The sequence below is a fragment of the Geothrix paludis genome (genome assembly GCF_022808815.1).
In the GTDB taxonomy this organism is placed as follows: domain Bacteria; phylum Acidobacteriota; class Holophagae; order Holophagales; family Holophagaceae; genus Geothrix; species Geothrix paludis.
Map to the genome: position 1 here is coordinate 140,497 of NZ_JAKZLC010000006.1, position 15,939 is coordinate 156,435.

Genomic DNA, 15,939 nt, shown 5'->3' on the forward strand with positions numbered 1-15,939 from the left:
GGGATTTTTTGCCCTGCCCGGGAGTAGGATGGGCGCAGGATCCCATCCTGAACCAGGCCCTTGGACGGAGACGCCCCGTGTCGTTTCGATCGCTGCTGAGTCGACTGCTGCCCCGGAAGCCCGCGCCCACCGCCGGCACCTGGGAACGGCCGAGGGCCCTGGACCGGGGCCGGGTGGGCCGGCCTCAGATCGCCATGGACGACCAGGGGAACGCCCTGGCGGCATGGCACCACCGGAGCGCGGATCACGAGGGCGTCTACATCTGCCGCTATCACGCGGACCAGCGGAGCTGGGACGTGGTGCCCCGGCGCCTCGACAGCGCCCGCACCCAGGCCCAGGCGCCGGAGATCGCCATGAACTGCCGCAGCGAACTGGCGGTGGTCTGGCACGAGCAGGAGGGGGACCAGGTCCGGGTCTGCGCCCGCCACATGCTGGGGAGCCAGGAGACCTGGGTGCCCTACCCCATGACCCTCCAGGCCGCCCCCGGCGAGGTGCACAGCCTGCACACGGCCATGGACCTCCAGGGGAACATCCATGTCGTCTGGTGCCATGGGACGCCCGGGGCCTACCGCGTCTACACCAGCGGGTACCGGGCCGGTGACGGGGGATGGGACCCGCAGCCCATCCCGCTGGGAGATCCTTCCTCCGAGCCCCTGTTCCCACAGCTGGCGGTCAATGACGCGGGCCAGGGCCTAGTGGCCTGGGATGCCGGCGGGAACCGCATCGTGGCCTGCCACTACGATCCCGGAGGCCGCTGCTGGAGCGACCACCCCACCCGGGTGGCCGAGGGTCGCTCCATCTACCTCCGGATGGCTGTGGACGCGCGGGGGAACGCCATCGTGCTGTGGGTGGAGGAGGGGGAGGCGGGCATCCGCACCCTGCAGGCCAGCCACCTGGACGCCCGCCGGATCGAGTGGACGCGGGCCCCGCGACTCAGCACGGGCCGCGCCATCCTCTGGCCCCAGGTGGGGATCGACGCCCGAGGCGGTGCCCACCTCGTGTGGCGGCAGGAGGCGGCGGGCCTGATGAAGCTCTACGCCAAGCGCTTCGCCGAGGGGCGCTGGGACGAGCAGCGTACCCTGCTGGTGGAGGATGCCGGCCACAGCCAGGCCCATGCCCTGGCCGTCAATCCCGAGGGCCACGCCGTGGTCCTCTGGCTCCAGCGCCAGGCCGCCCAGGCCATGGTCTGCGTGCGGCGCTTCGATGGCCGGGCCTGGAGCGCGCGGCCGCTCCTCCTAGGCACGCCCAGCCGCAAGGACATCCAGAACCCGGGCGCCGTGCTGGCTCCCGGCGGCCACGTGGCCGTCATCTGGCGCCAGGGAGACCCCCAGGACGGATTCATCCTGAGCGCCATGGGCCAGGCCTAGGTCCGCAGGAGCTCCTCCACGAAGGCCGGCACGAGATCCGTGGCCCGGCCCACGCGATGCTCGCGGAAGGCGTCCACCACGCGGCTGGGCTCAAGGTTGAGTTCCACCGTGCGGGCCTCCGGGCCCACGGCCGCCACGAAGCCCGCGGCGGGATAGACGTGGCCGCTGGTGCCGATGGCCGCGAAGAGGTCGCAGCGCTCCAGGGCGTCGAAGATGCGGTCCATCTCCAGCGGCACCTCGCCGAACCAGACGATGTGGGGGCGCATCCCACCACGCCGGCAGACCGGACAGCGGCTGTCGGCATCCATGTCGCCGGGCCAGTCCAGGACGGTGCGGCAGGCCAGGCAGCGGCCCTTGAGCAGCTCGCCGTGCATGTGGAGCAGGTTCCGCGACCCGGCGCGGTCGTGGAGGTCGTCCACGTTCTGTGTGACCAGCAGCAACTCGCCCGGCCACTCGCGCTCCAGGCGCGCCAGGGCGGCGTGGGCGGCATTGGGCTGGACGCTCGGCAGGCTCCGCCGCCGCTCGTTGTAGAATCGGTGCACCAGGGCGGGGTTGCGCTGGAAGGCTTCGGGGGTGGCCACGTCCTCCACCCGGTGGTTCTCCCAGAGGCCGTTGGCATCCCGGAAGGTTCGCAGGCCGCTCTCGGCGGAGATCCCCGCGCCGGTGAGGATCACGATCGAGGCGTCGCGGGAGAGGGCCATGCGGACATCCTAGCGCTTAGGCGTCAGGTCCAGCGGGTGCCCGTCCACGGGGCCGGGCTTCAGGCCCAGCTCCCGGGCGAGGGTGGGGGCGAGGTCCACGGTGCGGACAGGCTCGGGGCGCTCGCCGGCCTTCCAGGGGCCCCAGAAGATCAGCGGGACCCGCCGGTCATAGGCATAGGGGGTCCCATGGCCCGTGGGCCATTCCGTGGGGGGCACGCCGAAGACCGTCCAGGGCTTGAAGGCCACAAGCACATCGCCGCTGCGCCCGGCCGTGAAGCTGCGGCGCAGGAGGACACGGAGGCTGGAATCCCGCGGACTGCCCGTGGCGCCGGGATCCGTGGCGGCCAGCTCCTCGGCGGTGAAGGCGTCAGCCACCTCGGGTCGGGCGCGCAGCCAGGCCTGGACCTTCGCGATCACGGCCTTCCGGTCCAGCCCGGAGGCCTTGAGGGCGGCCTCCCGTAGGTAGAGGTCGTTCGGCTCGGGCGAGTCCTCCACGAGGTCGGCGTCCACCTTGAAGGCGACCTTCAGGGACTCCCGGAGCTCCTTCAGGAAGGCAGGCACATTGATGCGCCGGGCGGGGAACCCGTTGTCGGACAGGGCTTCGGGAATGTCCATGCCGCCGTGATCGGCGCAGAGCACCACCCAGGCGCCCGGGTCCCGGCGCCGCACCGCCTCCAGCAGCCGGGCCAGGGTGCGGTCCAGGCGATGGATCTGGTCGCGCATCTCCGTGCCCAGGATCCCGTAGCTGTGGCCGATGTAGTCCGTGGCCGAGAAGCTCACGGTCAGCAGGTCCGTGGCGGGGCCCCGGCCCAGGTGCTCCGCCTCCATCAGGGCCTCCGCCGCCTCCAGGGTGACCTCGTCGAGGAAGGGTGACTTGCGGAACCGGGTCTCGAAGCCCTTGTCGAGGGGCATGCCCGCGCCCTGGACGAGGCGGGGCAGGGCGCCATTGCGGATGACCTGGCCGGGGAAGGTCCAGGTGGCCACGCGGCCCTCGGGGGTCGACGGTTCCTTCGTCCACAGCCAGCTGCGCGTGGCGAAGCGCTGCTTCAGGCCGGCGTCGAAGGTCATCATCCAGGCGGGGAGCCGCTCGGCGTAGGCCGGAGACGTGATGAAGCCGGCGGTTCCGGAGAACCAGTAGACCGCCGTGGGCCGGCGCCCCGCCATGAGGATGGCCGCGCGGTCCTTGCCTGACACCGAGAAGGCGCGGCTGCCGGGGGACTGGGCCTGGAGCCAGTCGCCCAGGGTCTCGCCCAGGAAGCGGGCGTTGGTGGAGGTGGCGGAGCTGCCGCCTTCGCCGTTCTCCACGCAGTAGACGAAGCGGCCGGACGCGCGCTCGAACCAGCGGTTCTCGACGATGCCCGTGTGCGCCGGGAACCGGCCTGACAGCAGCACGGAGTGGCCCGGGCCGGTCTCGGTGAAGCCGTGGTCGTGGTAGGCCTCGGTGAAATAGGTGCCCTGGCGCATGAGGCGGGCCAGGCCGCCGTTCAGCTCGGGCCCGTAGGTCTGCATCAGCTCGGCGGAGAGCTGGTCCACGGAGATGGCCACCACCAGGCGGGGGCGCTCGGTGGCGGGGAGCGAAAGGGTGAGGGTCGCGGCCAGGATGCCGGCGAGATTGGGCAGTCGCCGCATCAGAAGGTCACCCCCACGCCGAAGGTCCACATCCGCTCGAACTCCTGGCCGCTGCCCTGGGCGGTGAAGTAGGCGCCCAGGTCCGAGGCGCTGCTGAGCTGGACGGGATGATCCTTGCTGACCGGCTGCTGATAGCTGGCGGCCAGATAGGGATGGATCAGCACGCTGGGAATGCGCCAGCGGGCCCCCACCCGCAGCCAGGTGCGGCTCAGGTCCTTGGCGCTGGAGGCCCCCGCCGTATCCACGGTGTAGCGCTGGAAGCGCTGGATGAGGCCGATCTCCCCGGCCAGGCCCACGAAGGGCACCCACACCTGGGCGTTGAGCCCCACCCCCACGCCCTGCTGCTTCAGGGCGGTGCCCTGGGCGGTGGCGCCGGTGGCCAGGCTGCCGTCTGCCTTGAACTGCGAGTATTCCAGCCCGCCCTCCAGCTTCAGCAGGGGGCCCACCTGGAAGATCTGGTGGTTCACGGTGGCGATGAAGCCCTTGCCCGTGTCGAAGTCCCCGGCCACCAGCTGGCCCGTGCCCGAGATCAGGGTCTGGGGCAGGTTCTGGCCCGAGGGCCGCGGCAGCTCCAGGCGCAGGTCCCACTGGGCCGAGAGGGGCAGGGCGGTGGCAAGCAGGGCGGGCAGGACGGCAAGGCGCATCGGGGCTCCGGAAAAACTTCGATCATACCGTCCGCAGATTCCAGGCCCGCAGGGGCGTGTAACTTCCCTGCGGGCCGCTCTGGAAGAGCACCAGCCGATCCGCCGTGAAGCTGGCGGGGGGTGGCGCGTCGAACACCCCCAGGGGCCGGGGCCGCCGGAGCCGCGCCAGCGTGAGGTGGGCCCGGAAGGGCTTGGCGTCGAAGGCCTCGCCCGCCGCCGCCAGGGCTCCACGCAGGTCCGCGGCCAGGGCCTCGAGGGCGGGACTGGGGGCCAGCGCCAGCCAGAGCACCCGCGCCCGTGGGCCTGTAGGAAAGGTGCCCAACCCGGCCGTGGCCAAGGGGAAGACTCGATGACGGCCGGTGATCTCAGCCCCCAGGGCTTCTAGGCCGGACAGGTCTTCGGCCGGACGCGCACCGAGGAAGGCCAGGGTCAGGTGCAGGCCCTCCGGTCGGGACCAGCGGTCGATCTCCGGGTGCGTCGCCTGCCAGCGCCCCAGGGATGCCTGCAGCGCCGGCGGGAGCGGCAGCGCGAAGAAGAGTCGCAGAGTGCCTAACAAAGCCCGACGGGTCCGCGAGAAAGCCAGGTGGGATGCACCGCAAGGAAGGGCCCGCAGGGCGATGCGGGACATCGTTCAAGGGCCCTGACGCCGCGGGGCGCCCACCTGGCTTTCTCCCTCAGGGCGAGGGCCGGCGGGCGTCGCGATGCAGCGTCACCCTCGTCGCGCGTAGTACCCGCTACGCGTCTCCTCGCGTTCCTCGCCTCGCTCGCCCGGCGACCCTCGCGCGGACCCGTAGGGGTTTTGTTAGGCACTCTCACCGGTGGTTCCGCCATTTGATGCTGCACCCCATGCTCGGATGCTGGACCTCCAGCGGCTCCTGGCCCGCCAGCACGCGGTCGATGGCGGCCTTCAGCTCCCGCCGGGTCACGTGGGCCGCGTCCTTCCAGTTGTCGTCCAGGCGGCCCCGGTAGACCAGGTGGCGGTGCTGGTCATAGAGGAAGAAGTCCGGCGTGCACACGGCGCCAAAGCTGCGCGCCACCGCCTGCTCCTCGTCCCAAAGGTAGGGGAAGACGTAGCCCTTGGCCGCGGCCCGGGCCCGCATGGCCTCGAAGCTGTCCTCCGGGTAGGTCTCCGCGTCGTTGGCATTGATCCCCACCACCGCGCAGCGCCCCTGGTAGGCCTTCGCCAGCGCGTTGAGGCGGTCGTCCACAGCCTGCACGTAGGGGCAGTGGTTGCACATGACCACCACCAACAGGGCCGGGCAGTGGAAGTCGTGCAGGGACCAGAGCCGCCCGTCCACCCCCGGCAGGGTGAAGTCCGGACAGGTCGTGCCGAGCGGGACCATGGTGGATTCCGTCAGGGCCATGGGGACCTCCGGGGGTGCTCCTCCAATGTACGCCCAGGGGCAAGCAGACCATGCCGAGGTCATTTTTTTGACTTGACCGCCCTGCCCCTGCCTCTAGGCTGATTCCAACCAAGGAGCCCATGACCCAGCTGCCGCGCCTTCACTGGTCCACCCTCGGGGACGACACCGGGGGGCTGGAGCATCGGTGGGCGGGGCTGTGGGACGTGACGGTGGACCGGGGGGCTTCGCCGGCCCTGCCGCCCAAGGACTCGGACCTGTGGGTGATCAGCGCCAAGGGCGCCTGGCCGCCGCCGGAGATGAACCGCCTGATGGCCGAGGTGGCGGCCCTACCCATCCTCCTCGGGTTGAAGGCGGATGCCCCGCCCATGGATTCGAAGGCCCTCACCGAGTGGGGCGCCCTGGGCAGCGTGCGCTGGGGCGTGCTGGGGCCCGAGCCGCCCATGCCGGGCCTGCGCCCGCGCTCGGGCAACACCACGCAGCTCAGCGCCTCGCAGGCCCTGGCCTTCGGCCTCATCGGCACCAGCCCCGCCATGCAGGAGGTGCTGGCCCGGGCCCGCAGCGCCGCCGCCACGCGGGCCACGGTGCTGCTGTTGGGGGAGAGCGGCACGGGCAAAGAGGTCATCGCCCGGGCCATCCACCGCATGAGCGCCGATGCCGCGGAACCCTTCGTGGCCGTCCACTGCGGCGCCATCCCCGAGAACCTGCTGGAGTCGGAACTCTTCGGCTACAACAAGGGCGCCTTCACGGACGCCCGGAAGGACACGCCCGGCAAGTTCCGCGAAGCCCAGGGCGGGACCATCTTCCTGGATGAAGTCGGGACCATGCCCCTGGCGGCCCAGGTGCGCCTCCTGCGGGTGCTCCAGGAACGCGAGGTGCAGCCCCTGGGCGGCGGCGCCCCCGTGAAGGTGGACCTGCGGGTGGTGACCGCCTCCAACGTGGACCTGTGGAAGAAGGTGCAGGACGGCAGCTTCCGCGAGGACCTCTTCTACCGCCTGGAAGTGGTGCCCATCCTCATGCCGCCGCTGCGGACGAGGGTCGAGGAGATCCCCTTCCTGGCCCAGCACTTCCTCAACCGCAAGGCCCGCGAGCACCGCCTCTATCCCAAAGCTTTGCACCCCAGCGTGGATCCCCTGCTGATGTCCCTGCCCTGGCCCGGCAACGTGCGCCAGCTGGAGAACGCCATCGAGCGGGCCATCGTGCTCTCGGGCACCCGGCCGGTGCTCACCCGGGAGGACTTCACCTTCCTCGCGGACCGGATGGGGCTGCCTTCGAGTGGCGCGGAGGCGCCGGCCCCGAACGTGGTGCCCGCGGCCTTCGTGCCTCCTGCCTTCGTTCCCCCGGCCGCCGCCTCGTTCCCGCCCCCGACGGCGGCCTTCGGGGTGGACCTGCCGCCCGAGGGCATGGATCTGAACCAGGTGGTGTCGGACATGGAGAAGACCCTCATGCTCCAGAGCCTCGCCATCACCCGGGGCAACAAGAAGCGCGCGGCCGACCTGCTGGGCCTGAAGCGCACGACCTTCCTGGAAAAGATGAAGCGCCTGGATCTGGAGGATGCGGACGGCGCCGAAGCGGAGGCCTGAGGCGCCCCTGTTAATCTGAGGGCATGACGGACGCGACGCATCTGAGGTGGAAGCTGGAGGTCCCCGACCCCCAGGAAGAGGCGCTGTGCGCGTGGCTGGAGGAGCGGGGATCCTCCGCCTTCTACCGCGAGGCGGATCCGCCCCGGGCCTGCTTCGCCTATTTCCCCCCGGACCAGGCGCCGCCGGAGATGGCGGGCCTGGCGGCCTTCCCCGGCGTGCGCCTGCTGGAGGCCGAGGCCTTCGGCGACGAGGATTGGCTGGCCAAGAGCCGGGAGGGCTTCGGCGCCTTCGAGGTGGGCACGCGCTTCCACGTGCGGCCCCTCTGGGACGGGACGCCCGGCCCCGCGGATCGCCTGGATCTGGTGGTGAACCCGGGCCTCGCCTTCGGCACCGGCGGACACGAGACCACGCGCCTCTGCATGGAGCTGCTGGAGGAGCTGGCCGCCACGGGCCGCCTGAAGGGGCCGGTGCTCGACATCGGCGCGGGCACGGGCATCCTCTCCCTGGCGGCCTTCCTGCTGGGCGGGCGCGGCCTCACAGCCTTCGACATCGATCCCGACTGCGGGCCGGCCATGACCGAGCTGGTGGAGCTGAACGCCCACCTGCTGAAGGGGATGGCAGCCGGAAACCGGCCCTACGACAGCTTCGTGGGCACCCTGGACCATCCGCAGGTGCAGGGCCCCTACGCGGGCCTCCTGGCCAACATCCTCCTGGAGACCATCCAGGAGCTGCTGCCCCGCATGGCGGAGGTGGTCGCCCCCGGCGGCTGGCTCGTGGCCAGCGGCATCCTGGCGGAGCGTACGGACGAGGCCCTGGTGAGCCTCGTCTCGCACGGGTTCAAGCCGGAGAAGGTGCTGAAGGAGGGCGAGTGGATCGCGGTGCTGGCGACGCGGGAACCCTCATGAGCCGTGCGGACCGCCCGATTGGCGTCTTCGACTCGGGCATCGGGGGCCTCACGGTCATCCACGCCCTCCGCCAGCTCGTGCCCCAGGAGGAGCTGATCTACCTGGGCGACACGGCGCGGCTGCCCTACGGCAGCAAGAGCCACCACACCATCGAACGCTACACCCTCCAGATGGGCGAGCTGCTCCAGCGCCACGATCCCAAGCTCATCGTCATCGCCTGCAACACGGCCAGTGCCCATGGCCTGCCCGCCCTCCAGGCCGTGAGCCCCTGCCCGGTCATCGGCGTCATCGAGCCCGGCGCGGAGGCCGCGGCGGAGGCGCCCGGCGCCGTGGGCGTCATCGGCACCCTGGCCACCGTGGGCAGCGGCGCCTACGAGGCGGCCATCCTCCGCCGGGATCCATCCAAGGTCATCCACAGCGTGGCCTGCCCCCTGTTGGTGCCCCTGGCGGAGGAGGGCTGGTTCGACGATCCCGTCACCGACAGCGTCTGCCGCCGCTACCTCGACCTGCTGCCCGCTGACGTGAAGACCGTGGTGCTGGGCTGCACCCACTACCCGACCCTGCTGCCCAGCCTGGAGCGCTGCCGCCCCGGCACCCACTGGATCGACAGCGGCCGGGTCACCGCCAAGGTGGTGGACCGCCTGCTCCAGGGCAGCCTGGGCTACCGCACGCAGAGCGCCCGCGGCACCCTCCGCGTCCAGCTCACGGACGCCAGCAGCCGCCTGAAGGAGGTGGGGAGCCGCTTCCTGGAAGAGGCGCTGGGCGACGTGGAAGTGGTGGACATCTGACGGCGGGGAGGGCGGGGATGAACCAGGACCTGTGCATCCGTGAGCTCCGGGAAGACGAGTCCGAACGGCTCGGCCGGCTGATGATCGAGGTCTATTCAGGGCTCGCGGGCTTTCCCACGCCGGAAGAGCAGCCCGGCTACTACGCGATGCTGGCCCGGATCGGAACCTTCGCGGACAGGAAGGACGCCAAGGTGCTCGTGGCCGTCTCATCCTCCGGCGAGCTGATGGGGGGCGTCGTCTATTTCGGGGACATGGCCGAGTACGGCTCCGGCGGGACCGCCACGGCGGTCACGAACGCCTCCGGCATCCGCCTGCTCGGCGTGGACCCGAGGTTCCGGGGCATGGGGATCGGCCGGGCCCTCACCCTGGCCTGCATCGGGTTGGCGCGGGAGCGGGGGCACGCCGAAGTGGTCCTGCACACGACCGAGGCCATGGGGATCGCGTGGGGGCTCTACGAGCGGATGGGGTTCGAGCGCTCGCAGGATCTCGACTTCATGCAGGGCGCACTGCCGGTCTTCGGGTTCAGGCTCCGCCTGAATGCTTAGGCCGCGCCCGGCAGGGTGAACACCACGCAGGTGCCCTTCCCCTCGACGCTGTCGATGCGGATGTCGCCGCCGTGGCCGCGGACGATCTCGCGGCAGATGCTGAGCCCCAGGCCCGTGCCCTTGCCTTCGGGCTTGGTGGTGAACATGGGGCGGAAGACCTGGCCCAGGAGCTCGGCGGGAATTCCCTGGCCCGTGTCCTGGAAGCGGATCTCCCACCACAGGCCGTTGGGCGTGCTCTCTTCGGCGGGCCTGGCGGACAGCCGGACCGCACCGCCTCCGGGCATCGCGTCCACGGCGTTCTTCATGAGGTTCAGGAAGAGCTGCTCCATCTGCTTGCGGTCCACGTTCAACCGGCAGCCGGCGGGCAGATCGACGTCCAGGGTGATGCCATGCGAGGTGAGGGTGGGCGCCCAAAGCTGGTGGAGGTCCTCCAGCAGCTCCCCGAACGCCTGGGCCTCCTGGTGCAGCTGGGGGCGGCGGGTGAGATCGAGCATGCGGCGGACGATGCCGCTCACGCGCTGGATCTGGGCCTGGATGACGCCCAGGCGCTCGCGCACCTTGTCGGGCAGGTCCTTCTGGCCCTCCATGAGCTGGAGGTGGCCGTTCACCAGATTGAGAGGGGTGCCCACCTCGTGCGCGAAGGTGGCCGCCAGCTGGCCCGCCACCGCCAGGCGCTCCTGGCCGCCCAGCTCCTCGCGCAGGAGGGCGTTGCGCTCGGCCATGGCGGCGAGCTCGACGTTCTTGGCCTGGAGCTCCGACAGGGCGGCGTCGATGCGGTCCTGGAGGTTGGCGTTGAGGCCGCGGATCTCGCGGATGAGGGATTCGCGTTCCTCGCCGGCCCGCTGGAGCTGGACCGCCATGCCATTGAACTGCGCGGCGATGAGGCCCAGCTCGTCGCTGCGCCGGATGGGGATGCGGGCCCCCGCCTCGCCCCGCTCCAGCTGCTCCATGGCCAGGACGGTGGCCTCGATGGGATCGCTGATGAGCACCCGCAGGATGAGCCAGAGGAGGATGAACTCGCCGAGCAGGACCCCCGGCAGCGTGCGGTAGGTCCGCTTGAGGTTGTTGTCCCAGACCACTTCCCAGCGCTCCAGGTCGCAGTAGACCCGGATGAGCCCGAGGGGCCCCTGGCCCGGCTTGTGGGACCGGATGGGCTGGTAGACCTTCCACGCGCGGCCGCCGGTGTTCAGGTCCACCAGCTCCGCTTGGGGTTTGGTGAGCGTCAGGTAGGAGCCGATCTCCGGCCCCCACTCCACGGTCGCCTCATCCCCGGAGGAGCGCACCAGCTCCACCTCATTGCTCTTGCCCACGCGCTTGAAGACATCGATCTGGAAGATGCTGCGGTCGGGGCCGGCGATGCTCTCCAGCAGCTGATCGAGCTTGTCGGCATCCCGGAAGGCGGGATCCCGCTCCACCACGTCCGTCTCCACCGTGCCCGCGGTGTCGATGGTGAGCTGGCGGGAATAGCTCTCCAGCTCGCGGCGGCTGTTGCGGGTGATGGAGTAGGCCACGGCCACGGTGAGCACGCTGGTGACGAGGCCCAACAGCAGGAACAGCTTGGCGTGGACGCTGTGCAGCCAGGCCAGGGGGCGGATCCGCACGCGCCAGAAGCTCATGGGTGCGTTCCCTCCGGCCCAGGCAGGCCCAGGGCCGGGCGCACGGCCTCGGCGAAGGCGGCGGGGCCCTGGCTTCCGGCGAAGGCCTTGAAGCGGTCGAAGGCGGCCCCCCGCAGGCGACTGGTCTCCTCCCGCAGGGCTCCCACGCCACCCGCGAGGAGGCGGCGGTCCCGGGCCAGGAGCTGTTCCTCCTCCGTCCCCAGCAGGGTCTCCAGGGCCGCGAGGTCGTGGTACTCCCCCAGAATGGTCTGGAGCGCGCGCAGGTCCTTGAGCACGGGTTCCGGCAGGGCCGAGAAGGTCCCCTCCAGGGCTTCCACGGTGTAGCGCAGCTTCTTGATGCGGATGCGGGCCTTGTGGAGGGCGGAGGCGTCCTCGCGGGCGGCCAGGGCCGCCAGATCCCCAAGGGCGGTCTCGGCGCGGGGCGCGAGGCAGGCCCAGGCGGCCTCCTGCAGGGAAGCCCGCTGGAAGGGGGCCGGGAGGCTCGGCACCTCCAGCAGCCGGTCCAGATCCGGCAGGCGCAGGTCCTCCAGCTCCTGGTGCATGGTCCGGCGGGCCCGGATCCGGGCCCGGTCCACCCGCTCCTGCAGGTGCTCGATCACGGCGCCCTGGACGGAATCCGAGGCGGTGTGCCGGCGCGACTCCAGCCAGGCGGCGTGGACATCCAGTTCCCGGGGGAGGCCCAGCGTGTCCACGAGCCGCTTCAGGGCCCGCCGCTGCCGCTTGTGGCCGGGATAGGCCTCGGGGTCCAGCAGGTCCAGCACGGCGCCCAGGCGCCGGGTCGCCACGCGCACCTGGTGCAGGGGTTCCTCCTCCGAGGCCCATCCCTCGACGGCCAGGAGCGCCTGGAGCGCCGCCAGCCGCACCTCCAGGGCGCGGTGGAGCAGGATCGCCAGCTCGGCCGGATGCATCAGACGATTCTAGACGCACTCCGCGAAAGCGAAAAATTGGCGTAAACTGGGAGACCTATGGAACACATTCACATCAAGGGCGCGCGCGAGCACAACCTCAAGAATCTGGATCTCAGCCTGCCGCGCAACCAGCTGGTGGTGATCACGGGGCTGTCGGGCTCGGGCAAGTCCAGCCTGGCTTTCGACACGCTGTACGCCGAGGGCCAGCGCCGCTACGTGGAGAGCCTCTCGGCCTATGCCCGGCAGTTCCTCGACCAGATGGAGAAGCCCGATGTGGACAGCATCGAAGGGCTCTCTCCGGCCATCTCCATCGAGCAGAAGACCACCAGCAAGAACCCCCGCTCCACCGTGGCGACGGTGACGGAGATCTACGACTACCTGCGCCTGCTCTTTGCCCGCACGGGGCGGCCCACCTGCGTGGCCTGCGGGGAGCCCATCGCCAGCCAGACCATCCAGGAGATGGCGGACCAGATCCTGGCGAAGCCCGAGGGGACGAAGCTGCAGATCCTGGCCCCCGTGGTGCGGGGCCGCAAGGGCGAGTACAAGAAGCTGCTCCAGGACCTCATGAAGCGGGGCTACATCCGGGCCCGCGTCAACGGCCAGATGCTGGATCTCACCGAGGGCATCCCCGACCTGGACAAGCAGAAGAAGCACACCCTCGAGGTGGTCATCGACCGCCTGAAGGTGAGCCCTGCCATCCAGTCGCGGCTGGCGGACAGCCTGGAGATCGCCTGCAACCTCGCCGAGGGATCGGCCTTGGTGGACCTGGATGGCAGCGAGCGGCTCTTCTCGAGCAAGCTCGCCTGCAACAACGCGAAGTGCGCGAAGTTCGGGCTGGGGCTGCCGGAACTGGAGCCGCGCTCCTTCTCCTTCAACACGCCCTACGGCGCCTGCCCCACCTGCGACGGTCTGGGCTTCAAGCGCCAGTTCGCCGAGGAGCTGATCGTCCCCAACCCGGCCCTCTCCATCAACGCGGGCGCCATCCAGGCCAGCGGCTGGAAGAGCGTGAGCGACGACGGCTGGCGCTCCCAGATGCTGGACCAGCTCGCGCGGAAGGCGAAGTTCAGCCTCGACACCCCCTGGAAGAAGCTGCCAGCGGACATCCGCCGCCTGCTCCTCCACGGCACCGAGAAGGAGATGCGGTTCACCTACGAGGGCAAGAAGAGCCGCTACGACTTCGTCCACCACTTCGAAGGCATCATCGGCAACCTGGAGCGCCGCTACCGGGAGACCACCAGCGAGGAGATCCAGGCCGAGCTCGAGGAATCCATGCAGGTCATCCCCTGCGAGGCCTGCGAAGGGCAGCGTCTCCGGCCGGAGGTGCTGGCCGTCTACGTGAGCGGCCTGAACATCGCCCAGGTGGTGACGCAGAGCGTGCGCGAGGCCCGGAGCTGGTTCGCCGACCTGGCCCTGGAGGGCAAGGACGCCGTCATCGCCGAGAAGGTGCTGAAGGAGATCCGCGAGCGCCTGGGCTTCCTGGACGACGTGGGTCTGGGCTACCTCACGCTGGATCGCAGCGCGGCCACCCTCTCGGGCGGCGAGGGCCAGCGCATCCGCCTGGCCACGCAGATCGGCAGCAAGCTCCAGGGCGTGCTCTACGTGCTGGACGAACCCAGCATCGGCCTCCATCAGCGGGACAACCTGCAGCTCATCCGCACCCTCAAGGAGATGCGCGACCTGGGCAACACGGTGCTCGTGGTGGAGCACGACCTGGAGACCATCCTGGCGGCGGATCACGTGGTGGATATGGGCCCGGGCGCCGGCGAGCACGGGGGCCTCGTGGTGGCCCAGGGCACGCCGGAGGACATCAGCCGCACGCCGGGATCCATCACCGGCGACTTCCTGTCGGGCCGCGACACCATCCCTGTGCCCAGGACCCGTCGCAAAGCCAGGCGCGGCCAGCTCTCCGTGGTGGGTGCCGAGGAGAACAACCTCAAGCAGGTGGACGCGGACTTCCCCATCGGCCTCTTCACCTGCGTCACCGGCGTCTCGGGCTCGGGCAAGAGCACGCTGGTGAACGAGATCCTCTACAAGGCCCTGGCCAACCAGCTGCACCAGGGCGTCCACATCGTGGGCAAGCACAAGGCCATCAAGGGCCTCGAGGCCGTGGACAAGGTCATCGACATCGACCAGGCCCCCATCGGCCGCACGCCGCGCAGCAACCCCGCCACCTACACCGGGCTCTTCACGCCGCTCCGCGAGCTGTTCGCCCAGCTGCCGGAGAGCAAGGCCCGCGGCTACGCGCCGGGCCGCTACAGCTTCAACGTGAAGGGCGGCCGCTGCGAGAAGTGCGAGGGCGCCGGCGTCCTCAAGATCGAGATGCACTTCCTCCCCGATGTCTACGTCACCTGCGAGCAGTGCAAGGGCAAGCGCTACAACCGCGAGACGCTGGAGATCCACTACAAGGGCAAGAGCATTTCCGAAGTGCTGGACATGACCGTGGAGGAGGCGCTGGAGCTTTTCGCACCCATCCCCGTGCTGGCCAACAAGCTGCAGACCCTCGTGGACGTGGGCCTGGGCTACGTGCGTTTGGGCCAGAGCGCGACGACGCTGTCGGGCGGCGAGGCGCAGCGCGTGAAGCTGGCCAAGGAGCTGAGCAAGCGCCCCACTGGCCGCACGGTCTACATCCTGGACGAGCCCACCACGGGCCTGCACCTCAAGGACATCCAGAAGCTGCTGGAGGTGGTGAACCGCCTCGTGGAGACGGGCAACACCGTGATCGTCATCGAGCACAACCTCGACGTCATCAAGACCGCCGACTGGATCCTCGACCTGGGCCCCGAAGGCGGGGGCGAGGGTGGCCGCGTCATCGCCGTGGGCACCCCCGAGGACATCGCCAAGCGGAAGGTCAGCGTGACGGGGAAGTACCTGGCGCCGTACCTGAAATAGCCACTGGTCTCAGGCGGCCCCAACCGGACTCAGCGCCGTCCGCTCTCCCAGATGATGTCATCGGCGGCGTCGCCGTTCTCCACCGCCTCGTGGGCGCCCTCTTCGAACACGGCCCAGAGGGCGTCCAGGCGCTTGCGGCGGAAGCGGGGGTTGGGGATGGTGCGCTCCAGGGCTTCCTTGGTGGCGGGCGGGTGCTCCAGGCGGGCCATGAGCCAGCGGTTGCCCAGCTCCATGACGGCGGCCACGTCCCCTTCGTTGCCCCAGGCCCAGCGCAGCGCCGTGAGCTTTTTTGCCCGGTCCACCGCCAGGTCGCCCAAGTGCTTCACCTTCTCCACCACCGGATCGTGCTTGGGGGGGGCGTAGGCCCGCACCCGCTTCAGCAGGTGGCGCATCTCCTTGGGCAGGGCGGCCAGGCGCGGCCCGATCTCGGGGTGATCCCGCTTGGCATCGGCCTCATCCGCCAGGATGCGCAGCAGGGGCAGCAGGAGGGCCGCGTCGCGGCTGGCGTAGCTGATCTGCGTGTCGCGCAGGGGGCGCAGCATCCAGTTGGAGTCCTGCTCCTCCTTGGGGATGTCGAGGCCGAGCTTGAGCTTGGCCATGGTCTTGAGGCCGGGCTGCGGGTACCCCAGGGCGCGGGAGAGCAGCATGGTGTCGAAGATGCTGTCGGGCACCACGTCGTAGAGGCGCTTGAACACGATGCCGTCCCCGGAGAAGTCGTGGACGATCCAGGGCACCTGGGCCATGGCCTGCAGGGCCGGCCGCATGAGGCCATCGAGGGGGATCGGATCCACCAGCCAGGCCTGGTCGTGGGTGGCCACCTGCAGCAGCGCGAGCAGGCAGTGGTGCATGCCCGTGAGGCTGCACTCGATGTCCACCGACAGCACGCCTGCCGCGTGCCACAGGGGCAGCGCCTCCTGCAGCTTCTCGGGCGTATCCACGTAGGTCGTGGGAAGGTCGAAGTGGTCGAGCACCATCGGATCAGTATGGCAGTCCGGTACCATGA

14 protein-coding genes are annotated in these 15,939 nt (G+C 70.3%); 6 read left to right on the forward strand and 8 right to left on the reverse strand.

Features of this window, described 5'->3' with window-relative positions:
• The first annotated feature begins 77 nt into the window (after window positions 1-77).
• The gene (locus MLE64_RS14655) at window positions 78-1,367 is read left to right on the forward strand and encodes a hypothetical protein (RefSeq protein ID WP_243318828.1); all 1,290 of its coding nucleotides are present in this window, start codon (window positions 78-80) and stop codon (window positions 1,365-1,367) included.
• On the opposite strand, the gene cobB is transcribed toward MLE64_RS14655, so the two are convergent.
• The 5 genes from cobB to MLE64_RS14680 all read right to left on the reverse strand — a co-directional run bounded on the left by cobB (window position 1,364) and on the right by MLE64_RS14680 (window position 5,705).
• Window positions 1,364-2,068: a Sir2 family NAD+-dependent deacetylase gene (gene cobB / locus MLE64_RS14660; protein ID WP_243318830.1), complete on the reverse strand. Its 705-nt coding sequence runs from the start codon at window positions 2,066-2,068 to the stop codon at window positions 1,364-1,366. The genes MLE64_RS14655 and cobB overlap by 4 nt on opposite strands.
• A 9-nt stretch (window positions 2,069-2,077) precedes the next feature.
• Complete coding sequence (locus MLE64_RS14665; RefSeq protein WP_243318831.1) at window positions 2,078-3,697, reverse strand: alkaline phosphatase family protein; 1,620 nt, start codon at window positions 3,695-3,697, stop codon at window positions 2,078-2,080.
• The gene (locus MLE64_RS14670; protein ID WP_243318832.1) at window positions 3,697-4,341 is read right to left on the reverse strand and encodes a hypothetical protein; all 645 of its coding nucleotides are present in this window, start codon (window positions 4,339-4,341) and stop codon (window positions 3,697-3,699) included. The genes MLE64_RS14665 and MLE64_RS14670 overlap by 1 nt, the downstream gene beginning before the upstream one ends.
• A gap of 22 nt (window positions 4,342-4,363) precedes the next feature.
• Window positions 4,364-4,969 carry an RNA 2',3'-cyclic phosphodiesterase gene (gene thpR / locus MLE64_RS14675; RefSeq protein ID WP_243318834.1) on the reverse strand — a complete coding sequence of 202 codons (606 nt, stop codon included), beginning with the start codon at window positions 4,967-4,969 and terminating at the stop codon, window positions 4,364-4,366.
• 184 nt (window positions 4,970-5,153) lie between these two features.
• Complete coding sequence (locus MLE64_RS14680) at window positions 5,154-5,705, reverse strand: thioredoxin family protein (protein ID WP_243318835.1); 552 nt, start codon at window positions 5,703-5,705, stop codon at window positions 5,154-5,156.
• Between the two features lie 119 nt (window positions 5,706-5,824).
• Here MLE64_RS14680 and MLE64_RS14685 point away from each other — a divergent pair, with 119 nt between their 5' ends.
• The 4 genes from MLE64_RS14685 to MLE64_RS14700 are packed head-to-tail and all read left to right on the forward strand — an operon-like array spanning window position 5,825 to window position 9,523.
• On the forward strand, window positions 5,825-7,285 hold the full coding sequence (locus tag MLE64_RS14685) for a sigma-54 interaction domain-containing protein (RefSeq protein ID WP_243318836.1): 1,461 nt from the start codon (window positions 5,825-5,827) through the stop codon (window positions 7,283-7,285).
• A 23-nt stretch (window positions 7,286-7,308) separates the two neighbouring features.
• Window positions 7,309-8,190: a 50S ribosomal protein L11 methyltransferase gene (locus MLE64_RS14690; RefSeq protein WP_243318838.1), complete on the forward strand. Its 882-nt coding sequence runs from the start codon at window positions 7,309-7,311 to the stop codon at window positions 8,188-8,190.
• Entirely contained in the window at window positions 8,154-8,978 is an 825-nt protein-coding gene (gene murI, locus MLE64_RS14695; RefSeq protein WP_243318840.1) for a glutamate racemase, read from the forward strand. Before MLE64_RS14690 ends, murI begins: the two co-directional genes overlap by 37 nt.
• 17 nt (window positions 8,979-8,995) lie before the next feature.
• Complete coding sequence (locus tag MLE64_RS14700; RefSeq protein ID WP_243318842.1) at window positions 8,996-9,523, forward strand: GNAT family N-acetyltransferase; 528 nt, start codon at window positions 8,996-8,998, stop codon at window positions 9,521-9,523.
• On the opposite strand, the gene MLE64_RS14705 is transcribed toward MLE64_RS14700, so the two are convergent.
• Together MLE64_RS14705 and MLE64_RS14710 are read right to left on the reverse strand one after the other, a co-directional pair.
• Window positions 9,520-11,139: a sensor histidine kinase gene (locus MLE64_RS14705; RefSeq protein WP_243318844.1), complete on the reverse strand. Its 1,620-nt coding sequence runs from the start codon at window positions 11,137-11,139 to the stop codon at window positions 9,520-9,522. The genes MLE64_RS14700 and MLE64_RS14705 overlap by 4 nt on opposite strands.
• A complete protein-coding gene (locus MLE64_RS14710; RefSeq protein WP_243318846.1) occupies window positions 11,136-12,047 on the reverse strand; it encodes a CHAD domain-containing protein in 912 nt (303 codons plus the stop codon). Before MLE64_RS14710 ends, MLE64_RS14705 begins: the two co-directional genes overlap by 4 nt.
• Before the next feature lie 57 nt (window positions 12,048-12,104).
• Between MLE64_RS14710 and uvrA the strand changes: the two genes are divergently transcribed.
• The gene (uvrA, locus tag MLE64_RS14715) at window positions 12,105-14,936 is read left to right on the forward strand and encodes an excinuclease ABC subunit UvrA (protein WP_243318849.1); all 2,832 of its coding nucleotides are present in this window, start codon (window positions 12,105-12,107) and stop codon (window positions 14,934-14,936) included.
• 29 nt (window positions 14,937-14,965) lie between these two features.
• Here uvrA and MLE64_RS14720 read toward each other — a convergent pair whose 3' ends face one another.
• Window positions 14,966-15,907, reverse strand: a complete 942-nt coding sequence (locus MLE64_RS14720) for a ribonuclease D (RefSeq protein WP_243318850.1) — start codon at window positions 15,905-15,907, stop codon at window positions 14,966-14,968.
• Window positions 15,908-15,939 lie beyond the last annotated feature (32 nt).

Coding starts and splice junctions, on each gene's coding strand:
- MLE64_RS14680 (WP_243318835.1), bottom strand. CDS start 5,705: ATGGCCCTGACGGAATCCACCATGGTCCCGCTCGGCACGACCTGTCCG.
- MLE64_RS14700 (WP_243318842.1), top strand. CDS start 8,996: ATGAACCAGGACCTGTGCATCCGTGAGCTCCGGGAAGACGAGTCCGAA.
- MLE64_RS14710 (WP_243318846.1), bottom strand. CDS start 12,047: ATGCATCCGGCCGAGCTGGCGATCCTGCTCCACCGCGCCCTGGAGGTG.
- MLE64_RS14690 (WP_243318838.1), top strand. CDS start 7,309: ATGACGGACGCGACGCATCTGAGGTGGAAGCTGGAGGTCCCCGACCCC.
- thpR (WP_243318834.1), bottom strand. CDS start 4,969: ATGTCCCGCATCGCCCTGCGGGCCCTTCCTTGCGGTGCATCCCACCTG.
- MLE64_RS14670 (WP_243318832.1), bottom strand. CDS start 4,341: ATGCGCCTTGCCGTCCTGCCCGCCCTGCTTGCCACCGCCCTGCCCCTC.
- MLE64_RS14705 (WP_243318844.1), bottom strand. CDS start 11,139: ATGAGCTTCTGGCGCGTGCGGATCCGCCCCCTGGCCTGGCTGCACAGC.
- cobB (WP_243318830.1), bottom strand. CDS start 2,068: ATGGCCCTCTCCCGCGACGCCTCGATCGTGATCCTCACCGGCGCGGGG.
- MLE64_RS14685 (WP_243318836.1), top strand. CDS start 5,825: ATGACCCAGCTGCCGCGCCTTCACTGGTCCACCCTCGGGGACGACACC.
- MLE64_RS14665 (WP_243318831.1), bottom strand. CDS start 3,697: ATGCGGCGACTGCCCAATCTCGCCGGCATCCTGGCCGCGACCCTCACC.
- uvrA (WP_243318849.1), top strand. CDS start 12,105: ATGGAACACATTCACATCAAGGGCGCGCGCGAGCACAACCTCAAGAAT.